This is a genomic window from Streptomyces sp. NPDC004658, from assembly GCF_040609555.1.
In the GTDB taxonomy this organism is placed as follows: domain Bacteria; phylum Actinomycetota; class Actinomycetes; order Streptomycetales; family Streptomycetaceae; genus Streptomyces.
This window is the reverse complement of sequence record NZ_JBEXKG010000001.1, coordinates 119,282-136,971: the sequence shown is the minus strand read 5'-3', so window position 1 is coordinate 136,971 and position 17,690 is coordinate 119,282. Positions and strand designations below refer to the sequence as shown.

General features: G+C 69.5%; 23 protein-coding genes. 22 read left to right on the top strand and 1 reads right to left on the bottom strand.

The window, feature by feature from the left end; all coding sequences use genetic code 11:
- The first annotated feature begins 75 nt into the window (after positions 1-75).
- The 3 genes from ABZV94_RS00680 (at position 76) to ABZV94_RS00670 (ending at position 1,885) form a co-directional block, all read left to right on the top strand.
- A complete protein-coding gene (locus ABZV94_RS00680; protein ID WP_356335730.1) occupies positions 76-474 on the top strand; it encodes a hypothetical protein in 399 nt (132 codons plus the stop codon).
- A gap of 138 nt (positions 475-612) precedes the next feature.
- A complete protein-coding gene (locus ABZV94_RS00675; RefSeq protein WP_356335728.1) occupies positions 613-1,434 on the top strand; it encodes a hypothetical protein in 822 nt (273 codons plus the stop codon).
- Entirely contained in the window at positions 1,421-1,885 is a 465-nt protein-coding gene (locus ABZV94_RS00670; RefSeq protein ID WP_356335726.1) for a PIN domain-containing protein, read from the top strand. The genes ABZV94_RS00675 and ABZV94_RS00670 overlap by 14 nt, the downstream gene beginning before the upstream one ends.
- A gap of 60 nt (positions 1,886-1,945) precedes the next feature.
- Here ABZV94_RS00670 and ABZV94_RS00665 read toward each other — a convergent pair whose 3' ends face one another.
- Complete coding sequence (locus ABZV94_RS00665) at positions 1,946-2,590, bottom strand: hypothetical protein (RefSeq protein ID WP_356335724.1); 645 nt, start codon at positions 2,588-2,590, stop codon at positions 1,946-1,948.
- 133 nt (positions 2,591-2,723) lie between these two features.
- Between ABZV94_RS00665 and ABZV94_RS00660 the strand changes: the two genes are divergently transcribed.
- The 19 genes from ABZV94_RS00660 (at position 2,724) to ABZV94_RS00570 (ending at position 17,683) form a co-directional block, all read left to right on the top strand.
- Positions 2,724-3,134 carry a hypothetical protein gene (locus ABZV94_RS00660; RefSeq protein ID WP_356335723.1) on the top strand — a complete coding sequence of 137 codons (411 nt, stop codon included), beginning with the start codon at positions 2,724-2,726 and terminating at the stop codon, positions 3,132-3,134.
- Between the two features lie 119 nt (positions 3,135-3,253).
- Complete coding sequence (locus ABZV94_RS00655) at positions 3,254-3,751, top strand: helix-turn-helix domain-containing protein (RefSeq protein ID WP_356335720.1); 498 nt, start codon at positions 3,254-3,256, stop codon at positions 3,749-3,751.
- Positions 3,738-5,015, top strand: a complete 1,278-nt coding sequence (locus ABZV94_RS00650; protein ID WP_356335718.1) for a PBSX family phage terminase large subunit — start codon at positions 3,738-3,740, stop codon at positions 5,013-5,015. Before ABZV94_RS00655 ends, ABZV94_RS00650 begins: the two co-directional genes overlap by 14 nt.
- Entirely contained in the window at positions 5,012-5,224 is a 213-nt protein-coding gene (locus tag ABZV94_RS00645) for a hypothetical protein (protein WP_356335716.1), read from the top strand. The genes ABZV94_RS00650 and ABZV94_RS00645 overlap by 4 nt, the downstream gene beginning before the upstream one ends.
- Complete coding sequence (locus ABZV94_RS00640; RefSeq protein WP_356335714.1) at positions 5,205-6,719, top strand: phage portal protein; 1,515 nt, start codon at positions 5,205-5,207, stop codon at positions 6,717-6,719. Before ABZV94_RS00645 ends, ABZV94_RS00640 begins: the two co-directional genes overlap by 20 nt.
- A gap of 16 nt (positions 6,720-6,735) precedes the next feature.
- Positions 6,736-7,851 carry a phage minor capsid protein gene (locus ABZV94_RS00635; RefSeq protein ID WP_356335711.1) on the top strand — a complete coding sequence of 372 codons (1,116 nt, stop codon included), beginning with the start codon at positions 6,736-6,738 and terminating at the stop codon, positions 7,849-7,851.
- Between the two features lie 319 nt (positions 7,852-8,170).
- Complete coding sequence (locus ABZV94_RS00630; RefSeq protein ID WP_356335710.1) at positions 8,171-8,980, top strand: hypothetical protein; 810 nt, start codon at positions 8,171-8,173, stop codon at positions 8,978-8,980.
- A 26-nt stretch (positions 8,981-9,006) separates the two neighbouring features.
- Complete coding sequence (locus tag ABZV94_RS00625; RefSeq protein ID WP_356335708.1) at positions 9,007-9,957, top strand: P22 phage major capsid protein family protein; 951 nt, start codon at positions 9,007-9,009, stop codon at positions 9,955-9,957.
- Positions 9,954-10,331 (top strand): hypothetical protein, encoded by a 378-nt coding sequence (locus tag ABZV94_RS00620; protein WP_356335706.1) that lies wholly within the window; start codon positions 9,954-9,956, stop codon positions 10,329-10,331. The genes ABZV94_RS00625 and ABZV94_RS00620 overlap by 4 nt, the downstream gene beginning before the upstream one ends.
- Before the next feature lie 3 nt (positions 10,332-10,334).
- The gene (locus ABZV94_RS00615; RefSeq protein ID WP_356335704.1) at positions 10,335-10,844 is read left to right on the top strand and encodes a hypothetical protein; all 510 of its coding nucleotides are present in this window, start codon (positions 10,335-10,337) and stop codon (positions 10,842-10,844) included.
- 27 nt (positions 10,845-10,871) lie between these two features.
- On the top strand, positions 10,872-11,297 hold the full coding sequence (locus ABZV94_RS00610; protein WP_356335703.1) for a hypothetical protein: 426 nt from the start codon (positions 10,872-10,874) through the stop codon (positions 11,295-11,297).
- A complete protein-coding gene (locus ABZV94_RS00605) occupies positions 11,291-11,605 on the top strand; it encodes a hypothetical protein (protein ID WP_356335701.1) in 315 nt (104 codons plus the stop codon). The genes ABZV94_RS00610 and ABZV94_RS00605 overlap by 7 nt, the downstream gene beginning before the upstream one ends.
- A 9-nt stretch (positions 11,606-11,614) precedes the next feature.
- Entirely contained in the window at positions 11,615-11,965 is a 351-nt protein-coding gene (locus ABZV94_RS00600) for a hypothetical protein (RefSeq protein ID WP_356335699.1), read from the top strand.
- On the top strand, positions 11,962-12,399 hold the full coding sequence (locus ABZV94_RS00595; RefSeq protein WP_356335697.1) for a minor capsid protein: 438 nt from the start codon (positions 11,962-11,964) through the stop codon (positions 12,397-12,399). Before ABZV94_RS00600 ends, ABZV94_RS00595 begins: the two co-directional genes overlap by 4 nt.
- Before the next feature lie 9 nt (positions 12,400-12,408).
- Positions 12,409-12,888 carry a phage tail tube protein gene (locus ABZV94_RS00590; RefSeq protein ID WP_356335695.1) on the top strand — a complete coding sequence of 160 codons (480 nt, stop codon included), beginning with the start codon at positions 12,409-12,411 and terminating at the stop codon, positions 12,886-12,888.
- The gene (locus tag ABZV94_RS00585; protein ID WP_356335693.1) at positions 12,888-13,403 is read left to right on the top strand and encodes a hypothetical protein; all 516 of its coding nucleotides are present in this window, start codon (positions 12,888-12,890) and stop codon (positions 13,401-13,403) included. Before ABZV94_RS00590 ends, ABZV94_RS00585 begins: the two co-directional genes overlap by 1 nt.
- A gap of 68 nt (positions 13,404-13,471) precedes the next feature.
- Positions 13,472-13,606 carry a hypothetical protein gene (locus tag ABZV94_RS00580; RefSeq protein ID WP_356335691.1) on the top strand — a complete coding sequence of 45 codons (135 nt, stop codon included), beginning with the start codon at positions 13,472-13,474 and terminating at the stop codon, positions 13,604-13,606.
- Between the two features lie 6 nt (positions 13,607-13,612).
- Complete coding sequence (locus ABZV94_RS00575; protein ID WP_356335688.1) at positions 13,613-16,690, top strand: phage tail tape measure protein; 3,078 nt, start codon at positions 13,613-13,615, stop codon at positions 16,688-16,690.
- Complete coding sequence (locus ABZV94_RS00570; protein WP_356335686.1) at positions 16,691-17,683, top strand: phage tail protein; 993 nt, start codon at positions 16,691-16,693, stop codon at positions 17,681-17,683.
- Positions 17,684-17,690: the final 7 nt, after the last annotated feature.

Sequence of the window (17,690 nt, the reverse complement as noted above, 5' to 3'; positions counted from 1 at the left end):
ATCCCCCGGCACGCCGGGGGGTGAGAGAGCGCCGGCCCCACCAGTTGAAAACTCCGCAAAGGAGAGTTCCCCACCATGGTAGACCGACCCGGGCTGATCACCCCCGAGATCGCCGAGCGGTACGGGGTGAGCACTCACACCGTCCGCAACACCTGGGTGCCGCATCCGGCCTGGCCCGCACCAGCTGGGAAGCGCGGCCGGTACAAGGAGTACGACGCCCAGGCCGTGGCTGACTTCGTTCGGAGGTACATCGAGCGCCAAGCCGTGGAGCTGGAGCCCCGCCGCCTGTACACGGCCCAGCAGCTGGAGGACGCCGGGATCGGCATCAAGGCCGGCACCATCCGGGCCGACCTCACCCGGGGCCGCTGGCCCGAGCCGGACGACACCGAGCACGGGGTGAACCGCTGGTACGGGCAGACCGCCATGACGGCCATGACGGGCCGTCGCAGCTATCGACGCGGCGCAGACAGCTGACTAAGGCGGTGTGGTCATTGGTGGCGTAGGCCGGTAGCTTCTCGTGCGGGTGACAGCATTGGGGGGTAGGCGGCAGCATGGTGAGCGACCGCATACAGTGGCGCATACTGTCTGGCTGGCTGGTGGGAGGTGCGGAGCATGGCCCTTGAGCTGCACCTTAAGCTGCGGGGACCACATGCTGGCATGGACGCCCGCGATTCCCTGCGCACACTTCAGAACATGCTCAGCCTCCTGAACGAGTTGGAGAACACCGAGACAGCTCGTTCAAGCCGCGATGGCACGCGATGGGCTTTCAGCGAACTCGGCCTCGGCAGTGTGGCATGCACACTGGAACCGCTTCGTATCGCCGAGTACTCCGACTACACGGTTGTCGAGCGGGTTCTACGAACCGCGGTGACCGGTCTCAGCGAAGCCGAGTCCGCGCCTCGTATCCCCACTGGCTGGTCATCCCGGGCTGCCAATCTCGGTCGAAGGGTGGCCCGCTCGCTCGGTGCTTCTCCAGACGTCGGCATGTCGATCATGGTCCGGTCTGACGGCGAAGTCCTACGCCAAACCGAGGTCACACAGCGCGCCGCACTCAACCTCGACGCTGCCACGAACGCTCGCTTCCGTACCTTCGGCTCTCGACGTGGGCGCCTAAGTGGGCTGACAGAGAGCCGACAGCAAAGTCCGCGCGCGCTTCTCCGCACTGAGGTGGGCGGAGAGGTCATCCCGGTCTTCTTCGCTGAGGAACTTGACTCCGAGCTGAGAGCTGCCTGGAGACGGAACCGGGTCGAGGTCACGGGGGAGATTACCGAGAATGCACTGGGCCAGGCTGTGATGATGCAGGCGAGGGCCATCGAGCTACTCCCGACGGAGCCGACGCTGTCGGATGATGATCTGAGGGCTGGCTTCTGGCCGGACATGACGGGTGGCCGAGACGCAGTGGAGCATGTGGAGGCGTTGCGTGGGGGAAACTGACCGCCCCGGGTCGGTGTATCTGGACAGCAACTGCTTCATCGACTGGGCTCAGGGGACCCACAGCCATCGTGAGGCGGAGAGCATGTTGCGCGCCGGTAAGGCGGGCAAGGTACGGCTGTACACGTCGACGCTGACCTTTGCGGAAGCCCGAGGCACGGCCGACAGTGAACACCGCCAGCGCATCAGGGACCTTCTTCAGCAGCCCTTCATGACGCTGGTCGAGGTCACTCGGCGGGTCGGCCTTTTGGCCAACGACATCACTGCCTTGCATCCCACGATCAAGGGCGCGGACGCCGTCCACATCGCCTGCGCTTCTTTCGCAGGAGCTGAGGTATTTATGACGCGCAACTTCCGTGACTTTAGGCCCGGCGACGTCTGTAAGGGCGTCCTGCTCAGGTCCCCCTTTGAGTTCGGAGGTGACGGCATTTTCTCGGAGTACGAGGTGCGCTAGGAGCTGTCTCCTCGATCTTGGGAGTCTCTCGGGATCGAGGGTGTGCAACACCTACCCGAATTACTCCGCTGACGGTGGGTTGCCCGGCTGCTGCGTTGTCGGCTGAAGGTCGCCGCGGGCGTCCACCACCCACCGGGTCCCGTTCTGGTCAGTGAAGTACAGCTTGGGCGGGTTGTTGTGGACCATCGCTGCCGAGTATCGCTGGGACATGAAGATCACGGCTCGGCCCGGCCCCACCAACTCCACCAGCTGCATAAGTCGCTGAAACCGCACGGGCTCCGACCACAACTCGTACACGTCCGCCGAGTTGTAGGCCGTGCCGAAGCGCACCTCCACGTTCCTCACCGGTGCATCGCTTTCGTTCCGTACCTCCACTCTCCAGTGGGTCGCTTGCATGTCCGCGCCCTGGTCGTTCGTCGTGGCACCTTCCTTACGTGCCACCATGCGCACGCGCCGAGCCTGCGCCACCCTCCGATCCTCCGCTGCGGCACGCAGCTCCGACCGCTCTAGCTCAAGGTTCTGCCGCTGTTCGTCCATGAAGCGTGTCTGCTCGGCCATGAACTGTGACTGCTCTGCGATGAACTCCTGCTGCTCGCCGATCTGCTGCCGCTGACTCCTGATCGTCTGGTACGCGAACAGCGCTGCCGCGCCGGCGAATGCCGATGCCACCCAAGTCGGTACGTCGCCCCACTGCACAGGCCCCATGCACCCCTCCTCGCCGCGTCGTCTCACCCGACTCTGACGCCGGCTTCTCCCAGCCAGTTCCCCCCAGCGCCTTCACCCCGCCTTCACGAGCGGCATGATGGCCCTTCAGCCACAGCCGTCCATGGGGGGATCCATGAACACCCGCATCACCAGCGCCGCGCTGCTCGCGGCCTCCGCCCTCGCGCTCACCGCCTGCTCCTCGGGCAGCGACTCCACCCAGCCTGGCAAGCCGAAGCACTCCGCGACGCCCAGCATCGACTGGAGCGCCGCCGAAAAGGCCGCCGGCATGCCGCCCAAGCCCACCGGCGCCAAGCGTGCCGAGCTGCTCCGCGCTCTGGCGGCGGCCAACCCGGACATCGTGAAGTACGAGGACAAGGCCATCGAAGCAGCCCGCAACCAGTGCCAATCGCTGAACGACACTGGCGTCAAGCGGATCGACTGGATGGCGTCGCAGCGCTTCACGTACAAGGACGTCACGACCACCGAGGCCCAGGGCAAGCAGATCAACCAGGCACTGAAGGGTCTCGGCTTCTGCAAGGTGTGACCTGCTTGCATCTCAGGACGACATGATCCATCCTGGGGCCAAGTCCGGCATGCCCGGACACAGAAGCTTCGAAGGCCCGCCACCGCGCGGGCCTTCGCCATGTCCAGGGGGTGACCGCCATGGGCAAGGCCAAGCCGGTCACCGACAAAGACCGGGAGCGCGTCCGCCAGCTCCACGCTGAGGGCAAAGGCCGCAACGAGATCGCCGAGACCCTCGGGCGGTCCGGCCGAACGATCAGCGAGATCGCCAAGGGCCTCGGCCTGTCCTTCGCCCGAGCGGCCCAGGTCCGGCAGGCGACCGAGATCAGGCAGGCCGACCTCGCCGCCCGCCGCGCCGCTCTCGCCCAACGCCTCCAGGACGTCGCCGAGCGTGAGCTGGAGAAAGTCCACCAGCCGCACACGTACTTCGACTGGGGCGGCAAGGACCACGACTTCGACACGTACGAGGCCCCCGAACCGACACCGTCCGACAAACGCGCCCTGCTGGGCGTCGTGGCCACGGCCGTGGACCGCTCGTTGAAGCTCGCCCCACCGAAGGAGGAGGGCGGCGCCGACAAGGTCGGCTCGCTGCTCACGAGCCTCTTCGATCAGCTCCGCGAACGCCATGGAGACCACTGAGCTACGGCTGTCCGACAAGCAGGAACGCTCGATCGCCCACTCCACGGCCTGGCTCAACGTCTGGGAAGGCTCGGTCCGGTCGGGCAAGACCATCGCCAGCCTCCTGCGCTGGCTGATGTACGTCGTGACAGCCCCCCAGGGCGGGCAGCTGGTCGTCGTCGGCAAGACCTACGACACCGTCGCCCGCAACGTCTTCGGGCCCCTGCAAGACCCGAGCATCGTCGGCCCCGAGATCGCCAAGCTGGTCACCTACACGCGCGGCTCCAGCGTCGCCTGGATCCTCGGCCGGCAGATCGAGGTCATCACCGCCAACGACGCCAAGGCCGAAGCACGGCTCCGCGGCCTCACCGGCGCCGGCGCGTACGTAGACGAGCTGACACTGCTCCCGAAGGAGTTCTTCAAGCGCCTGGTCGACCGCATGAGCGTGCCCGGCGCGCTGATCTTCGCAACGACCAACCCAGACAATCCGGGCCACTGGGCGAAGAAGGAGTGGCTGAACCGAGCCGACGAGCTGGGCATCCGCACCTGGCACTTCGTCATGGACGACAACCCCGCGCTCAGCGAGGACTACAAGGCCCGGATGAAGCGGAACTTCACCGGCCTTTGGTACCGGCGGTACATCCTCGGCCACTGGGTCCAGAGCGAAGGCGCGATCTACGAGCAGTTCGACGTGAAGAGGCACGTCGTCTCCACGCTGCCCCGGATCGACCGGTGGTTGTGCGACGCGATCGACTACGGCACCGTCAACCCCTACGCCGACCTCCTGATCGGCCTCGGCGCGGACCGGCGCCTGTACGTCGTCTCCGAATACCGGCACGACTCAAGGCGCGAGCGGAAGCAGATGACCGACGCCGAGTACTCGCGGGCGCGTCGGCAGTGGCTCGCGGCTGTGCCACAACCCGGCACGAACGTGATCGGCGTCGCACCAGAGTGGACGATCGTGGACCCGTCCGCGTCGTCGTACATCGAGCAGCTGCACCGCGACGGCGTGGCCGGCGTGACAGCCGCGGACAACGCCGTGTTGGACGGGATCCGCACCGTGTCCTCCCTGCTCTCGGCAGGAGACCTGCTGATCCACGAGTCCGCCGCCGGCCTGATCGATGAACTCCCCGGCTACAGCTGGGACGACGAAGCCGCCGAACGCGGCGAGGACAAGCCGATCAAGGAGAACGACCACAGCTGCGACGCGCTCCGCTACGGAGTGCGCACGACCGAGTCCCTGTGGCGTCCATACCTACCGACCAGATTGGAGGTGGCCGCATGAACGGCTCGATCGTGCGCCTGCCCGTCTACCTCCAAGTCGGCAGCAACGCCGAGCCCCTCGAAGCCGGGTGGGTTGAGGTCGAAGTAGGCAAGGACACGGAGGGCGACGTCAGGGTAGCTGTGGCCGCTGTGCTGCGCGCAACCGCCGACGGACTGGAGAGTCTGCCCGCGGACGACGAGGAGGTGCCGGATGCCACTGCCCACGGGTGACATCGCCTGGCCGCCTCCGTACCTCGCTCCGGCCCTCGACGCCATGCACACCTGGGATACCTGGTGGAGCGGCGACCCCGACCGCCTGGAGCAGCTGTACGGCGGCAGCACCGGCGGCGGCCCCGATCCGAAGCGGCTCCAGTACGCCGGCGGCGTCGTCGGACGCATCGCCCGCTGGTGGTGGGGCACCCCCACCGCCCCCGGCGAGCGCCGCACCAAGCTCCACGTGCCGATCGCCGGTGACCTGTGCGGCGGCTCGGCCGACCTGCTGTTCAGCGAGCCACCAAAGTTCGTCGTGGATGACAAGGACACCCAGGACCGACTGGACCAGCTGACCGACGATGGCCTGCTCGCTACCCTCCAGACCGCCGCGGAAGTCGGGGCCGCGCTCGGCGGCGTGTACCTCCGGCCGGTCTACGACACCGACATCGCCGACCGGCCGTGGATCGACGCCGTTCACGCCGACCGCGCAGTCCCGGAGTTCCGATGGGGCAGGCTCGCCGCTGTCACCTTCTGGCGCATTGTCGGCGAGGAGGACGGCCAGGTCTGGCGGCACCTGGAACGGCACGAGTCCGGCGTCATCCTGCACGGCCTCTACCAGGGGACCGGGGACAGCCTCGGCCGGCCCGTCCCGCTGGAGGACAACCCGGCCACTGCGCCCTTCGCCGCCGACGTCAACGAGGACGGCGCGATCCCGACCGGGTATGACGGCCTCGACGTTGCCTACATCCCGAACCAGTCCTCTCGCCGCTGGCGCTCCAAGAGCAGGCTTCAGGACCTCGGCCGCAGCGACCTGGACGGCGTCGAGCCGCTCATGGACGCACTGGACGAGACCTACTCCAGCTGGATGCGGGACATCCGCCTCGGCAAGGGACGCATCATCGTCCCGAACGCCTACCTCCAGTCCAACGGGCCCGGGCGCGGCGCCTCATGGAACCCCGACCAGGAGGCGTACGCCGGGCTGGACATGCTGGCCCGGGCCGACGCCAGCAGCCAGCTCACCGCAGTCCAGTTCGCCATCCGCGTGCAGGAGCACCGGGACACGGCCGAGGACCTGGTGAACCAGATCCTGCGGTCTGCCGGCTACTCGGGGCAGACCTTCGGCATCGGCGGCGACGTCGCGGTGACGGCCACCGAGGTCAACGCCCGCGAGCGCCGGTCGATGACGACGCGCGGCCGGAAGGTCCTGCGGTGGCGGCCAGCGCTGGCCCACGTGATCGAGGCGCTGCTGGCCGTCGACCAGGCCGTGTTCGGCACCGGGGTGACGCCGCAGCGGCCGTCGGTCGAGTTCGAGGACTCCGTCCAGGAGGATCCGCTGTCGCTGGCGAACACGGCGGACGTGCTGCGCCGGGCGCAGGCCGCGTCCACGGACACGCTGGTGCGGATGGCACATCCGGAGTGGGACGACACGCAGGTGACGGCAGAGGTGCAGCGGATCCAGCAGGAGAACGGCACCGCGGTGCCGGACCCGATGCAGACCGGCGCGCTGCCGTAGAAGGTGGTGGTCGGTTGTGCCCGTCTCCCCGGCGCTCGCGGAGGACCTGGCCGCCGCCGTCGCCGACCTGTACGAGGCCGCCGAGGGCGTCCTGATCGAACGAATCCGGCAGGCCCTGGCCGAGGGCATCGACTCGCCCGCCTGGGTACAGCTGAAGCTGGCCGCTCTCGGCAACCTCCAGACCGCCATCGAAGCAGTCATCGCCGCCCTCCAGGCCGACGCCACCGGGGCGATCCACCAGGCGGTTGCGGAGGCATACGACCGCGGGCAGCAGGCGGCCGTCGCGGAACTCGGCGCGCTGGGTGCCGCCCAGACTCTCAGGGCTGCGGAGGTCGTCCCGACCGCGCCGGTCGTGGACCGGCTCGCCCGCGCAGCCGTGGACGACACCGGCCCCGTCTACCTACGGCTTCTGCGCACCACGCTGGACGCGTACCGGACCGTCGTCGCCCGCACGGCGGCCGGCCCGGCCCTGGGCGCGCAGACCCGTCGGCAGGCCGCGCAGTCCGCGCTGGACGAGTTCGCGAACCGGGGGATCACCGGGTTCATCGACCGGTCTGGCCGGGCGTGGGACATGCGGACGTACGTCGAGATGGCCACGCGGTCCGTACTGGGCCGGGCCGCGATCGAGGCGCACACCGAGCGGCTCGGCGCGGCCGGGGTGGACCTGGTGATCGTGTCGCAGGCTCCCGAGGAGTGCCCGGTGTGCCGGCCGTGGGAGCGGAAGATCCTCGCCCGCACCGGTGCGCCGGGCGCGCGCGAGGTCCGGATCGAGCACGCCGCCGAGGACAGCCGCGAGGTCACGGTGCGGGTGGCGGGCTCGCTGCCGGAGGCGCGCGCGGCGGGGCTGATGCATCCGAACTGCCGCCACAGCGTTTCGGCGTACCTACCCGGGGTTTCCCGGGTCCCGGAGCCGCAGCCGTCGCGCGGCACGTACGAGGACACGCAGAAGCAGCGGTACCTGGAGCGGCAGATCCGACGGTGGAAGCGGCGGGAGGCCGCGGCGATGGACGACGCCGCTCGCACGGCCGCCCGCGCGCGGGCGCGTGCGTATCAGGCGAGGGTGCGTGAACTGGTCGCAGAGACGGGCCTGCCCCGTAAGTCGCACCGCGAGCAGCTCACGACCGCTCGGTGACTATGCCTCCGCCTCCTGGCCATGCTCGCGGTCCCAAGCGTCCAGCTCCTGCTTGCTACACGAAGGGCAGTACGGCTCGGATCGATCTGTCCGGACCGCGCGCTGGCCGAAGGCGTCGAAGGTCCTGACACGACGGACCAGTTGCCCCTGGCATCTACGGCAGGCACCCGGGGCGCTCTCTATGTGAGTGGTCATCCCCCGACGGTAGCGGGTGCTGCTGACACTGCCATACGACTTCCGCCCGCCTGGCGCGGGCCGGATCGCACAATCCCCGCCAGGCGCGGGGCCGAACATTCCGACGCGCACCAGGAGTGCACGCATGCAGAAGCGAACCCTTCCCAGGCTCCAGCTCGCCGGCGGCGGTTGGGCGCACCCCTACGCCAACGGCCCTTTCGACCCGTTTCTGTACGCCGACGGCGGGGACGGAGGCGACTCCGGATCCGACAGCGGCGACAGCGGTGACGACGGTGGCACGGACGACTCCGACGCTGGCGACGACAACGCTGGCGGGACCGGCGACGACGGCCAGGACGACGGGGCCAAGGACGACGGGGCCAAGGACGACAAGCACAAGCCGAAGCCGCCTGCGAAGAAGGGCGCCGAGGAGGACCCGGCCGCCACGATCGCCCGGCTCCAGAAGGAGCTGAAGACGGCGAACGCGGACGCTGCGAAGGCCCGCACCAACGCGAAGAAGGCCGCCGCCGATGAGGCGCGCACGCAGATCGTGCAGGAGCTGGGCAAGGCCCTCGGCCTGATCAAGGACGACAAGGACGCCCCGCCGGACCCGGCCGCGCTCACCGCGCAGATCGAGAAGGCCACGGCCGCCCACCGGGAGACGGCGATCGAGCTGGCGGTGTACCGCGGCGCGTCCAAGCACGGCGCGGACCCCGAGGCCCTCACCGACTCCCGGGCGTTCCTGCGCTCCATCGCAGACCTCGACCCGGCCGACGAGGACTTCACGAAGAAGGTCACCGCCGCCATCAAAGCCGCGGTCGCCGACAACCCCAAGCTCAAGGCCGCAAGCGCCCCCGCGCGCAGCAGCAGCGACTTCTCCGGAAGCTCGGAGAAGCCCAAGTCCAAGAACACCATCGAGGCGCAGCGCGAGGCGTTCCGCAAGGGACGCCGCTGAGCCTCCGAACCTGATGGGAGGCCCTTGTGGCCAACACCTTCCTCACCCCCGAGCAGATCGCCACGAGGGCGCTCGCCACGCTGTACGAGACGACCACCATGGCGCAGCTCGTTCACCGCGACTTCGAGCCGGACTTCCAGGGCCGGCAGGGCGACACGATCACCGTGCGCAAGCCCGCAGTGTTCACGGCGAACGAGTTCAACCGAGCCACGGGCATCGTCACGCAGAACGCGACCGAGACCGGCATCCCGGTCACGCTGAACCACTTCGCCGACGTCAGCGTCCCGGTCACGACGGAGCAGCTCACCCTGGAGATCAACGACTTCGGCCAGCAGCTGCTGGATCCGATGATGAAGGCGATCAGCGAGAAGATCGACCGCGATCTCCTCGCCCTGCGCGACGACATCACCCAGGAAGTGGGCGCGGTCGCCGAGAACGCGGACGGCGAGAATCACAACTACACCGACGGGCACTACCCGTGGTCGGACTCCCGCGTCCTCATCGAGGCCGGCGCGATCCTCGACACGAAGAACGTCCCGCAGGACGAGCGGCGCGTCGTCGTCGGCCCGCGCACCAAGGCCCGCTGGATGGCGGAGAAGATCTGGCGCGCAGCCAACGAGCGCGGTTCCACGGTGGGTCTGACCCAGGCACAGTTCGGCGCTCAGGCCTCCGGCTTCGACCCGTACATGTCGCAGAACATCGCCGGGCCGGCGGCCAACCCGGCCACCGGCCAGCCGACCACCGAGGTGGACGTCGCCTTCCACCGCACCGCTTTCGCGCTGGTCACGCGGACGCTGGAGATCCCGCCGGGCGCGCAGGACGCCGCAATCATGAACTTCGAGGGGTTCGCGCTGCGCGTGGTCTACGACTACGACATCAAGTACAAGCAGACCGTCGTCTCCGTCGACTGCCTGTACGGCACCAAGACCCTCGACGCCAACCGGGCCGTCCTGATCAAGGGAGCTGACCAGGCATGATCCGCTACCGCAACGAGAACACCGGCGACGTGGTCGAGCGGGAGAACGAGGACGCCCGGCTGGAGGGCCTCGCGAACTGGGAACGCCTCCGCGACGACGAGACGCCCGGCCCGGGCCGCCCCGAGGGTGTGCTGTCCCGGCCGCAGGCCTCGCCGGGCACCGCCCCGACCGACCCGAGCAGCCCCCGCGCGCAGGAGCAGGCGAAGGCCGAGGAGCAGCAGGAGGAGGCCGGTGATCCGCCGGCCAAGTCCGCGTCCAAGGGCGAGTGGGTGGAGTACGCCCTGAAGCGGGCGGTCTCCGACGAGGAGCGGCAGGAGATCCCGCAGCTCACCAAGGAGCTGCTCATCGCCAAGTACGGCGGCGAGGAGGCGTAGCTGATGGGGCTCTCCAGCACCCTCGCCGTCAGCGCGTTCACCGAGCTGACCGGCTCCTCCGGGCTCGGTACCGCCCGGCTCCCGGCCGGCCTGTCGCGGGCGGTCACGCTCGCCTCGGGCACCGGGGCCGGGAAGGCCGACAAGGCGTACACCGCGCGCCGCACGATCGCGGCGAACGGCACGGACGACCTCGACCTGGCCGGCGTGCTCACCGACGCCTTCGGCAACACGATCACCTACGCCAAGGTCAAGGGCCTGGTCATCGCTGCGGCTGCGGCGAACACGAACAACGTGGTCATCGGCAATGCCGCGTCGAGCGCGTGGGCCACGCTGCTGAATGCCACCGGCACGCTCACCCTGCGGCCCGGTGCGGTGTTCGCCGCCATCGCCGGGTCGGTGGACGCCACGGCCTACAGCGTGACCGCGTCTACCGGTGACGTCCTCCGCCTGGCCAACTCGGGCGGCGGCAGCACGGTCACCTACGACATCTGCATCGTGGGCACCTCCGCATAGCAGGCCACCGGGAAGGAGGACCAGCCCATGGCGAGCCACGTCTACGCGACGGTCACGCAGTACGAGGAGTACACCGGGACGTCCCCGGCCCCGGCCGACACGGCCGCCCGGCTGGGTACGGCGTCACGGATGTTGGAGCGGCTGGTCCTCCGCTACTGCCAGTACGACGTCGACCAGGCGGGTATGCCAACCCACCCGCTGGTCGTCGCCGCGGTCCGGGACGCGGTCTGTGCCCAGGTCGGCTGGTGGGACCAGGTCGGCGACCCTTCCGGCGCGGACGCGGTCGGTTGGGGCTCGGTCGCCATCGGCTCCGTCCAGCTCGGCCGCTCCGTGACGGCGGTGTCCGGCGGGGACGCACCGGCCCGGCAGCTCGCGCCGGAAGCCTGGGACGCGCTGCTCAGCCCGGAATTGACCCCGGACATCTTCCGTATGGGCGCGGTGACGTCGTGCTGATCCCGCGCTTCCTGATGCGGCACCGGATCACGGTTGAGCCGTACCTGGGCGACACCAGCAAGGGCCCCAGGTACGGGCCGGCCGTGGTGGTGCGCTGCTTCCTGGACGAGCAGACCCGCGGTGTCCGCAACCCGGCCGGCGAGCAGGTCACCTCGACATCCACTGCCTACGCCGACCCGGGCATCGTCGCGCCGCCGTTCTCGCGGGTGACGCTGCCCGACGGCCGGGTCACCAAGGTCATCCAGACCAAGAACAGGGACGGCGGCGGGCTGCCCGTCCCGGACCACGTGGAGATCCAACTCGAATAGGAGGCCGCCGTGCCGCAGAGCTTCCGACTCCGCTTCAACGCCGGACCTGCGGCACAGGCACTCCGCACCGGTGCAGCCCGCGGGCTGTACCTCGCCGCCGAGCACGTTCTGGGCGAGTCGAACCAGGTGGTGCCGCTGGACGAGGCGGCGCTCCAGCGGTCCGGGACGGCGAGCGTTGACCCGCCGTCGCTGACCGCCATGGTCAGCTACGACACCCCGTACGCCGTCGTCCAGCACGAGCGACTCGACTACCGGCACGCACCGGGCCGGACCGCGAAGTACCTGGAGAACAGCCTCAACGGCGCCCGCCAGGAGGTCGCCGCGCTCATCGCCGCCGAGATCCGGCGGGCCCTGCGGTGAGTGCCACCCATGACGTCGACCTGCTGACGGGGATCGCGGCTCTCCTCGCCACCGAGGGCGTCGGCGTCTACTCACCCGACGACGTGCTACCGGCGGATGCCACCGCAGTGGTCCTCGGCCGCACCCCGGACGGCCCGGACCGAGTGCTCTGCCTGACCCCGTACCCGGTGGCGGACGACGACACCACGGACGCGATCACCGCCATCCAGGTGCGTATGCGCGCCGGCACGGACCCGACGGACCTGGTGCAGCTCGCCAACGACGTGTTCTCCGTGCTGCACAACCGACAGCACTACGAGGCCGGCGGCGTCCACGTGGAGCTGTCGTGGCGGCAGTCCCAGGCCTGGATCGGCCAGGACGACCGGGGCCGCATGGAGCTGACCAGCAACTACTACTTCCGGACCGTGCGGTCCGGGCCGAACCTGATCGACTAGGAGGACCTCATGTCCACCCCCACCCCGGTCACCGCACTCGCCCGCCGCTGGCGACTGGAGATCGACATGTCCGCGGAGAAGGACGGATCGGACTGGCAGATGGTGCCGGGTATCACCGCCTTCACCCCGGCCGCCGAGCCGAACATCGAGGACAGCAGCTCCTACGACTCGGACGGCTGGGCCGAGAACACCAAGACCGGCCAGAGCTTCGAGCTGTCCGTCACGATCAACCGGAAGATCAACGACCTGGCCAAGACCTACCACCCCACGCACGAGGCGATCCGGCGGGCCGCGTTCGGCTGGGGCTCGTCCTCCGAGGTGCACCTGCGGTACATGGACCGCACCGGCCTGCCGGAGGCGTACGAGGGCACCGCCCTGGTCACCTGGGCACCGTCCGGCGGCGAGTACACCGCTCTGGACCAGGTGGAGCTGACCTTCACCGGCACCGGTCCGCTGCTGCTCATTGACAACCCGATGGCGGGCAGCTGATGGCCACCGAAGATTTCGAGGCCCTCGACCGCTTCCTTGAGGACTACCTCGAACTGCCGGTGCCCGGGCGGGACGGCACGGTGCGGGTCTACCGCATCGATGAGCCCTCCGCCGAGGACGGCATCCGCATCGAGCGGATCACGACCCTCGCGGCCCGGCTCGCCGCCGGCGGGAAGGCACCGAACTCCCCGCTCCTCGGCGATGACGAGGAGCTGGACCTGTACCGGATGTGCCTCGGCGACGCCTACGACCGAATGAAGGCCGAGCTGAGCTGGAGCGCCTTCAAGCACTGCTCGCTCACCGCGATGTTCTGGATCACCACCGACCGCGAGACGGCCCAGCAGTTCTGGAGGACAGGCCAAACGGGAAAAGCGAACAGGGCGGCCCGTCGGCAGGCGTCGCGCGGCTCCTCGGCGTCGGCCACGGCGAGCGAGACCCGATCACCGGCCTCTACGAGTGGTACGAGGGCGGCATCCCGGCCTCGAAGAAGGGCCAAGCGGCCTCGTCAGAACTGACCTGGGACCGCCTGCTCGCCCAGTGGGCCCTGATCGAAGCCGACCTCCACCAGGTCTACGGCATCGATGTGGAGTCCGGCATCCTCCAGCGGCGCACCTGGCGCTGGCTCCAGATGCGCATCCTCGGCCTGCTCTCCGCCGACTCCCGCCTCGCACGGCACTTCGCGCCACCTCCCGAACCACCCCGTACCCCCAGGAGGTGACCGGCCGTGGCCCTGACGATCGGCGAGCTCAACGGCATCATCTCGATCGATGACCGCGCCGTTGACCCGGCGCTGCGCCGCGTCGAGCAGGCCATGCGGTCCACCGCCGACCGGCTCGGGCAGACCGCCGAGGACGCCGGACAGCAGGCCGGCGAGCAGCTCGGCGGTGGCTTCGTGCGTGGCGCTGACGGCCAGTGGCGCAACATGCGCGGCGAGCTGGTCGATGCGGTACGCGCCGCCGCGCTGGAAGCCGAGGCTGTCGCGCACCGCGGCGGCCAGCAGGCAGGGCAGGCCCTCGGGGACGGCCTCACGGACGGCGCAGCGGACGGTGGAGAACAGGCTGCGGGGGAAGCCGAGTCCGGGCTGTCCAAGCTGAAGGCGGCGGCTCTGGGCATTGGCGCGGCGGCCGGCGCGTACCTCATGGACTCCCTTGTCCAGGCGATGGATCAGCAGCAGATCACCGCCGTCATGGGCACGCAGCTGGGCGCGACGGGACCCGAGGCCGCCCGGTACGGGAGGCTGGCAGGCGCCCTCTTCAAGGACGCCGTGGTCGGCAGCTTTGAAGAGGGCGCCGACACCATCAAGGCGATCGCCTCGGCTGGTCTGTTCCCACCGAACGCGACGAACCGACAGATGCTGTCTATCGCCACGAACGCCGCTGACGTTGCGAAGCTACTCGAAGTGGACGTCTCGCAGGCTGCGGGCGCTGCGGCGACGATGATCCGTAACGGGCTGGCGAAGAACGCGACCGAGGCCTTCGACCTGATCGTTGCTGGCTCGAAGGGTCTGGGGACCGCCAGCGAGGACCTCCTGGAGACCTTCACCGAGTACGGCCCCATCTTCAAGGCGGCTGGCATCTCCGGGCAGACCGCGATGGGTCTCATTCGGCAGGCCATCCAGGGCGGCTGGGGCAAAGACACCGACAAGATCGCCGACGCGTTCAAGGAATTCGGCCTCCGCGCCACCTCAGGCGCCCAGGGAGTGAAGGACGCCTTCAAGTCCCTGGGCCTGAACGCCAAGCAGACCGGCGACGACATCGCGGCCGGCGGCAAGCGCGGTGAGAAGGCGATGGACAAGGTCCTCGACCGGCTGCGCGACCTGGGCCCGAACAGCCAGGAGGCCAAACAGATCGTCTCCACGCTGTTCGGCGGCCCGGGCGAGGATCTGGGAGCGGCCCTTTTCGCCCTAGACGTCGACAAGGCCTCCGCGGCGATGGACGGCGCGAAGGGCTCGGCGGACAAGCTGGGCGACGGCATGCGCGACAACGCGGCGTCCAAGGTCACCGCCTTCAAGAACACCCTTCAGCAGAACGTGGTGGAGTTCCTCGGCACCAGCGTCGTCCCGGCGATGCAGAACATGTTCAGCTTCATCAGCGACCACCAGACCGAGTTCACCACGGCCGGCATCGTGATCGGCGCGGCTTTCGCCGCGATCGGCGCTGCCGCACTGCTGGCGGGCGCGCAGATGGCGTACGCCTGGATCGTCGGCCTCGGCCCGGTCGGCTGGGTGGCGATGGCCATCGGTGCCGTGGTCGTCCTGGTGATCGCGTACTGGGACCAGATCAAGGCCGGCACGCTCGCCGCCTGGGACTGGATCGTGGCCAAGGTGTCGTCCGCGAAGGACGGCGTCCTCGGCGCGCTCTCGTACTTGGGGCAGATCCCAGGCCAGGTCAGCGCCTGGTTCGGTAAGGCCAAGGACTGGGCCGTGCAGAAGATGCTGGCGCTCGTCTCGTGGCTGTCTGGCTTGCCCGGCCGCGCCAATGCGGCACTCGGATCGCTCGGCCTGACGCTCGTCGCGCGTGCGTCGGGCGCGTTCCAGAGCATGCGGAACGCCGCGGTGACCAAGGCGCTCGCGCTCGTGTCGTGGGTGGCCGGCCTGCCAGCCCGCATTTCAAAGGGGATCGGCGACCTGGGAAGTCTGCTGTACTCCAAGGGCGTCAATGTCGTGCAGGGCCTGTGGAACGGCATCAAGTCCATGGGCGGCTGGATCAAGTCCCAGCTGATCAGCTGGGCCAAGTCCACGATTCCCGGCCCGATCGCCAAGGCCCTGGGCATCCACAGCCCGAGCCGTGTGACGGCGGCTCAGGGGCGGTGGATCGCGCGCGGTCTGATTGAGGGGTTGACCGGCTCGGAGAAGCAGGTCAAGGCGGCCTCGGCGAAGCTGGCCGACATCATCGCGGACGCGATGAAGCCGGGGAAGGCTCGATCGCGGGCGCTCGGCACGGTCTCGTCGGGCACGAAGCAGCTCCTGGCCCTGGCGCGGCAGGAAGAGAAGGTCGCCGGGCAGCTGAAGGCGGCGCAGAAGAAGCTCGCCGATCAGATCGCCGCCCGGGACAAGTTGGCCGCCGACGTGAAGAAGGGCATTCTCGACTCCGCCGGCATCACCGGCCAGAGCGGGAGCCAGAGCCCCGAGGGAATCCTGGCCCGCCTCCAGCGGGACCGGAAGGCCGCCGAGCTGTTCACGAAGAACCTCGCCGCGCTGCGGAAGAAGGGCGTGCGCGCGGATCTGATCTCGCAGATCGCCCAGGCCGGAGTCGATCAGGGCGCTGCTGTGGCGGCCTCGCTGGCGTCGGCGACGCCGGCGCAGATTAAGGCCATCAACAAGGAGCAGGGCGCGCTCGTCACGGCTGCCGGTAAGGCGGGCAGCGCCGCCGGTGACGCCATGTACGGGGCGGGCATCCGCGCCGGGCAGGGCCTGGTCGACGGCCTGAAGAAGCAACAGAAGAGCATCGAGCAGCAGATGCTGACGATCGCGAAGGCGATGTCGAAGAGCATCCGCAAGGCCCTCGGGATCAAGAGCCCCTCGCGGGTGATGGCCCGGGTCGGCGCGTACACCGCGGAGGGCCTGCGCCGGGGCATCGACTCCGGTCGTAAGGCCGTCAACCGGTCGATGGCCTCCCTGGTGGACACCCCCGCCCCGGCCCAGCTGGCAGCGGCCAGTGCCGTCGCGGGGGCGGGCCGCCGGGTGGTGAACAACACCACGAACACCACCTACAACCTGACGCACCGAGAGATGACCATCCGCGACCTGGAGACGCTCCAGCGCCGCCAGGACGCGCTCGCGCGAGTGGGGAGGCCCCGGTAGATGCCGCTCATCGCCGCCCCCGTCACCACCCCGCCGGACACCGGCCAACCACCCGCGGGAGGGGGCGGTGGCGGTATTCATCTGCCGGACCTCGGCCGGGCCACGGTCACCTACTACGACCCGGCCGGCGGGGTGTGGCCGCTGACGATGCGGTCCCTGGGCTGGAAGACCCTCGCCGAGGGCGTCTCCGGGCTGGGGGCGGTGCCGTACGAGCTGACGACCGACCCGCGGGCGCGCGGCGGTGCGACCCTGCGGCACGCCCAGGCGCAGGCCCGGCAGATCGTGTGGCCGCTCCAGGTGCAGGGTGACACGCACATGGAGTTCGTCGGCCGCTGGCGCGCGTTGGCCACCGCGTTCACCCGCACCCTGCGGGATGGCCCGGGCGTGCTGGAGATCGCCCGCCCGGACGGCTCCCGCAGGCAGATCGATGTCCTCTATCAGGAGGGCTGGGAGGGCCGGGGCACGAAGGGGTCCGGCTGGATCGTGGACGTCGCGGTCATGACGCTGCTGTGCGAGGACCCGTACTGGATCGACCCGGTGCCGGTCGTCGTGCACCGCGAGCAGGCCGCGTCGAGCAGCTTCTTCACGCCGTACCCGACCGTGTCCTCCTCCCAGGTGCTGGGCGCCACCACGGTCACCAACCCTGGCGACGTCACCGTGTGGCCGACGTGGACGATCACCGGCCCTGCCACGCTGATCACCTTCAGCGTGACCCGGACGACCCCGGCCGGGCCGGTCACCGAGTCCTTCACCCTCAACCCGGCGACCGTCGGGCACGGCAACCTGCTTCCCGGGGAGACGGTCACCGTGCGCACCGACCCGCCGCAGGTCCGCTTCCAGGACGGCACGAACTGGGTCGGCGCACTGAACTGGCCGGCGGCCACCCTGTGGGGTCTGGAGCCGGGCGACAACGCGGTGAGCTTCACCCTGGCTGGCTCCGGCCCCGCAAGCGCGGTCGACCTTTCCTTCAACCCGCGGTACGAGACCGCCTGAGAGGAGG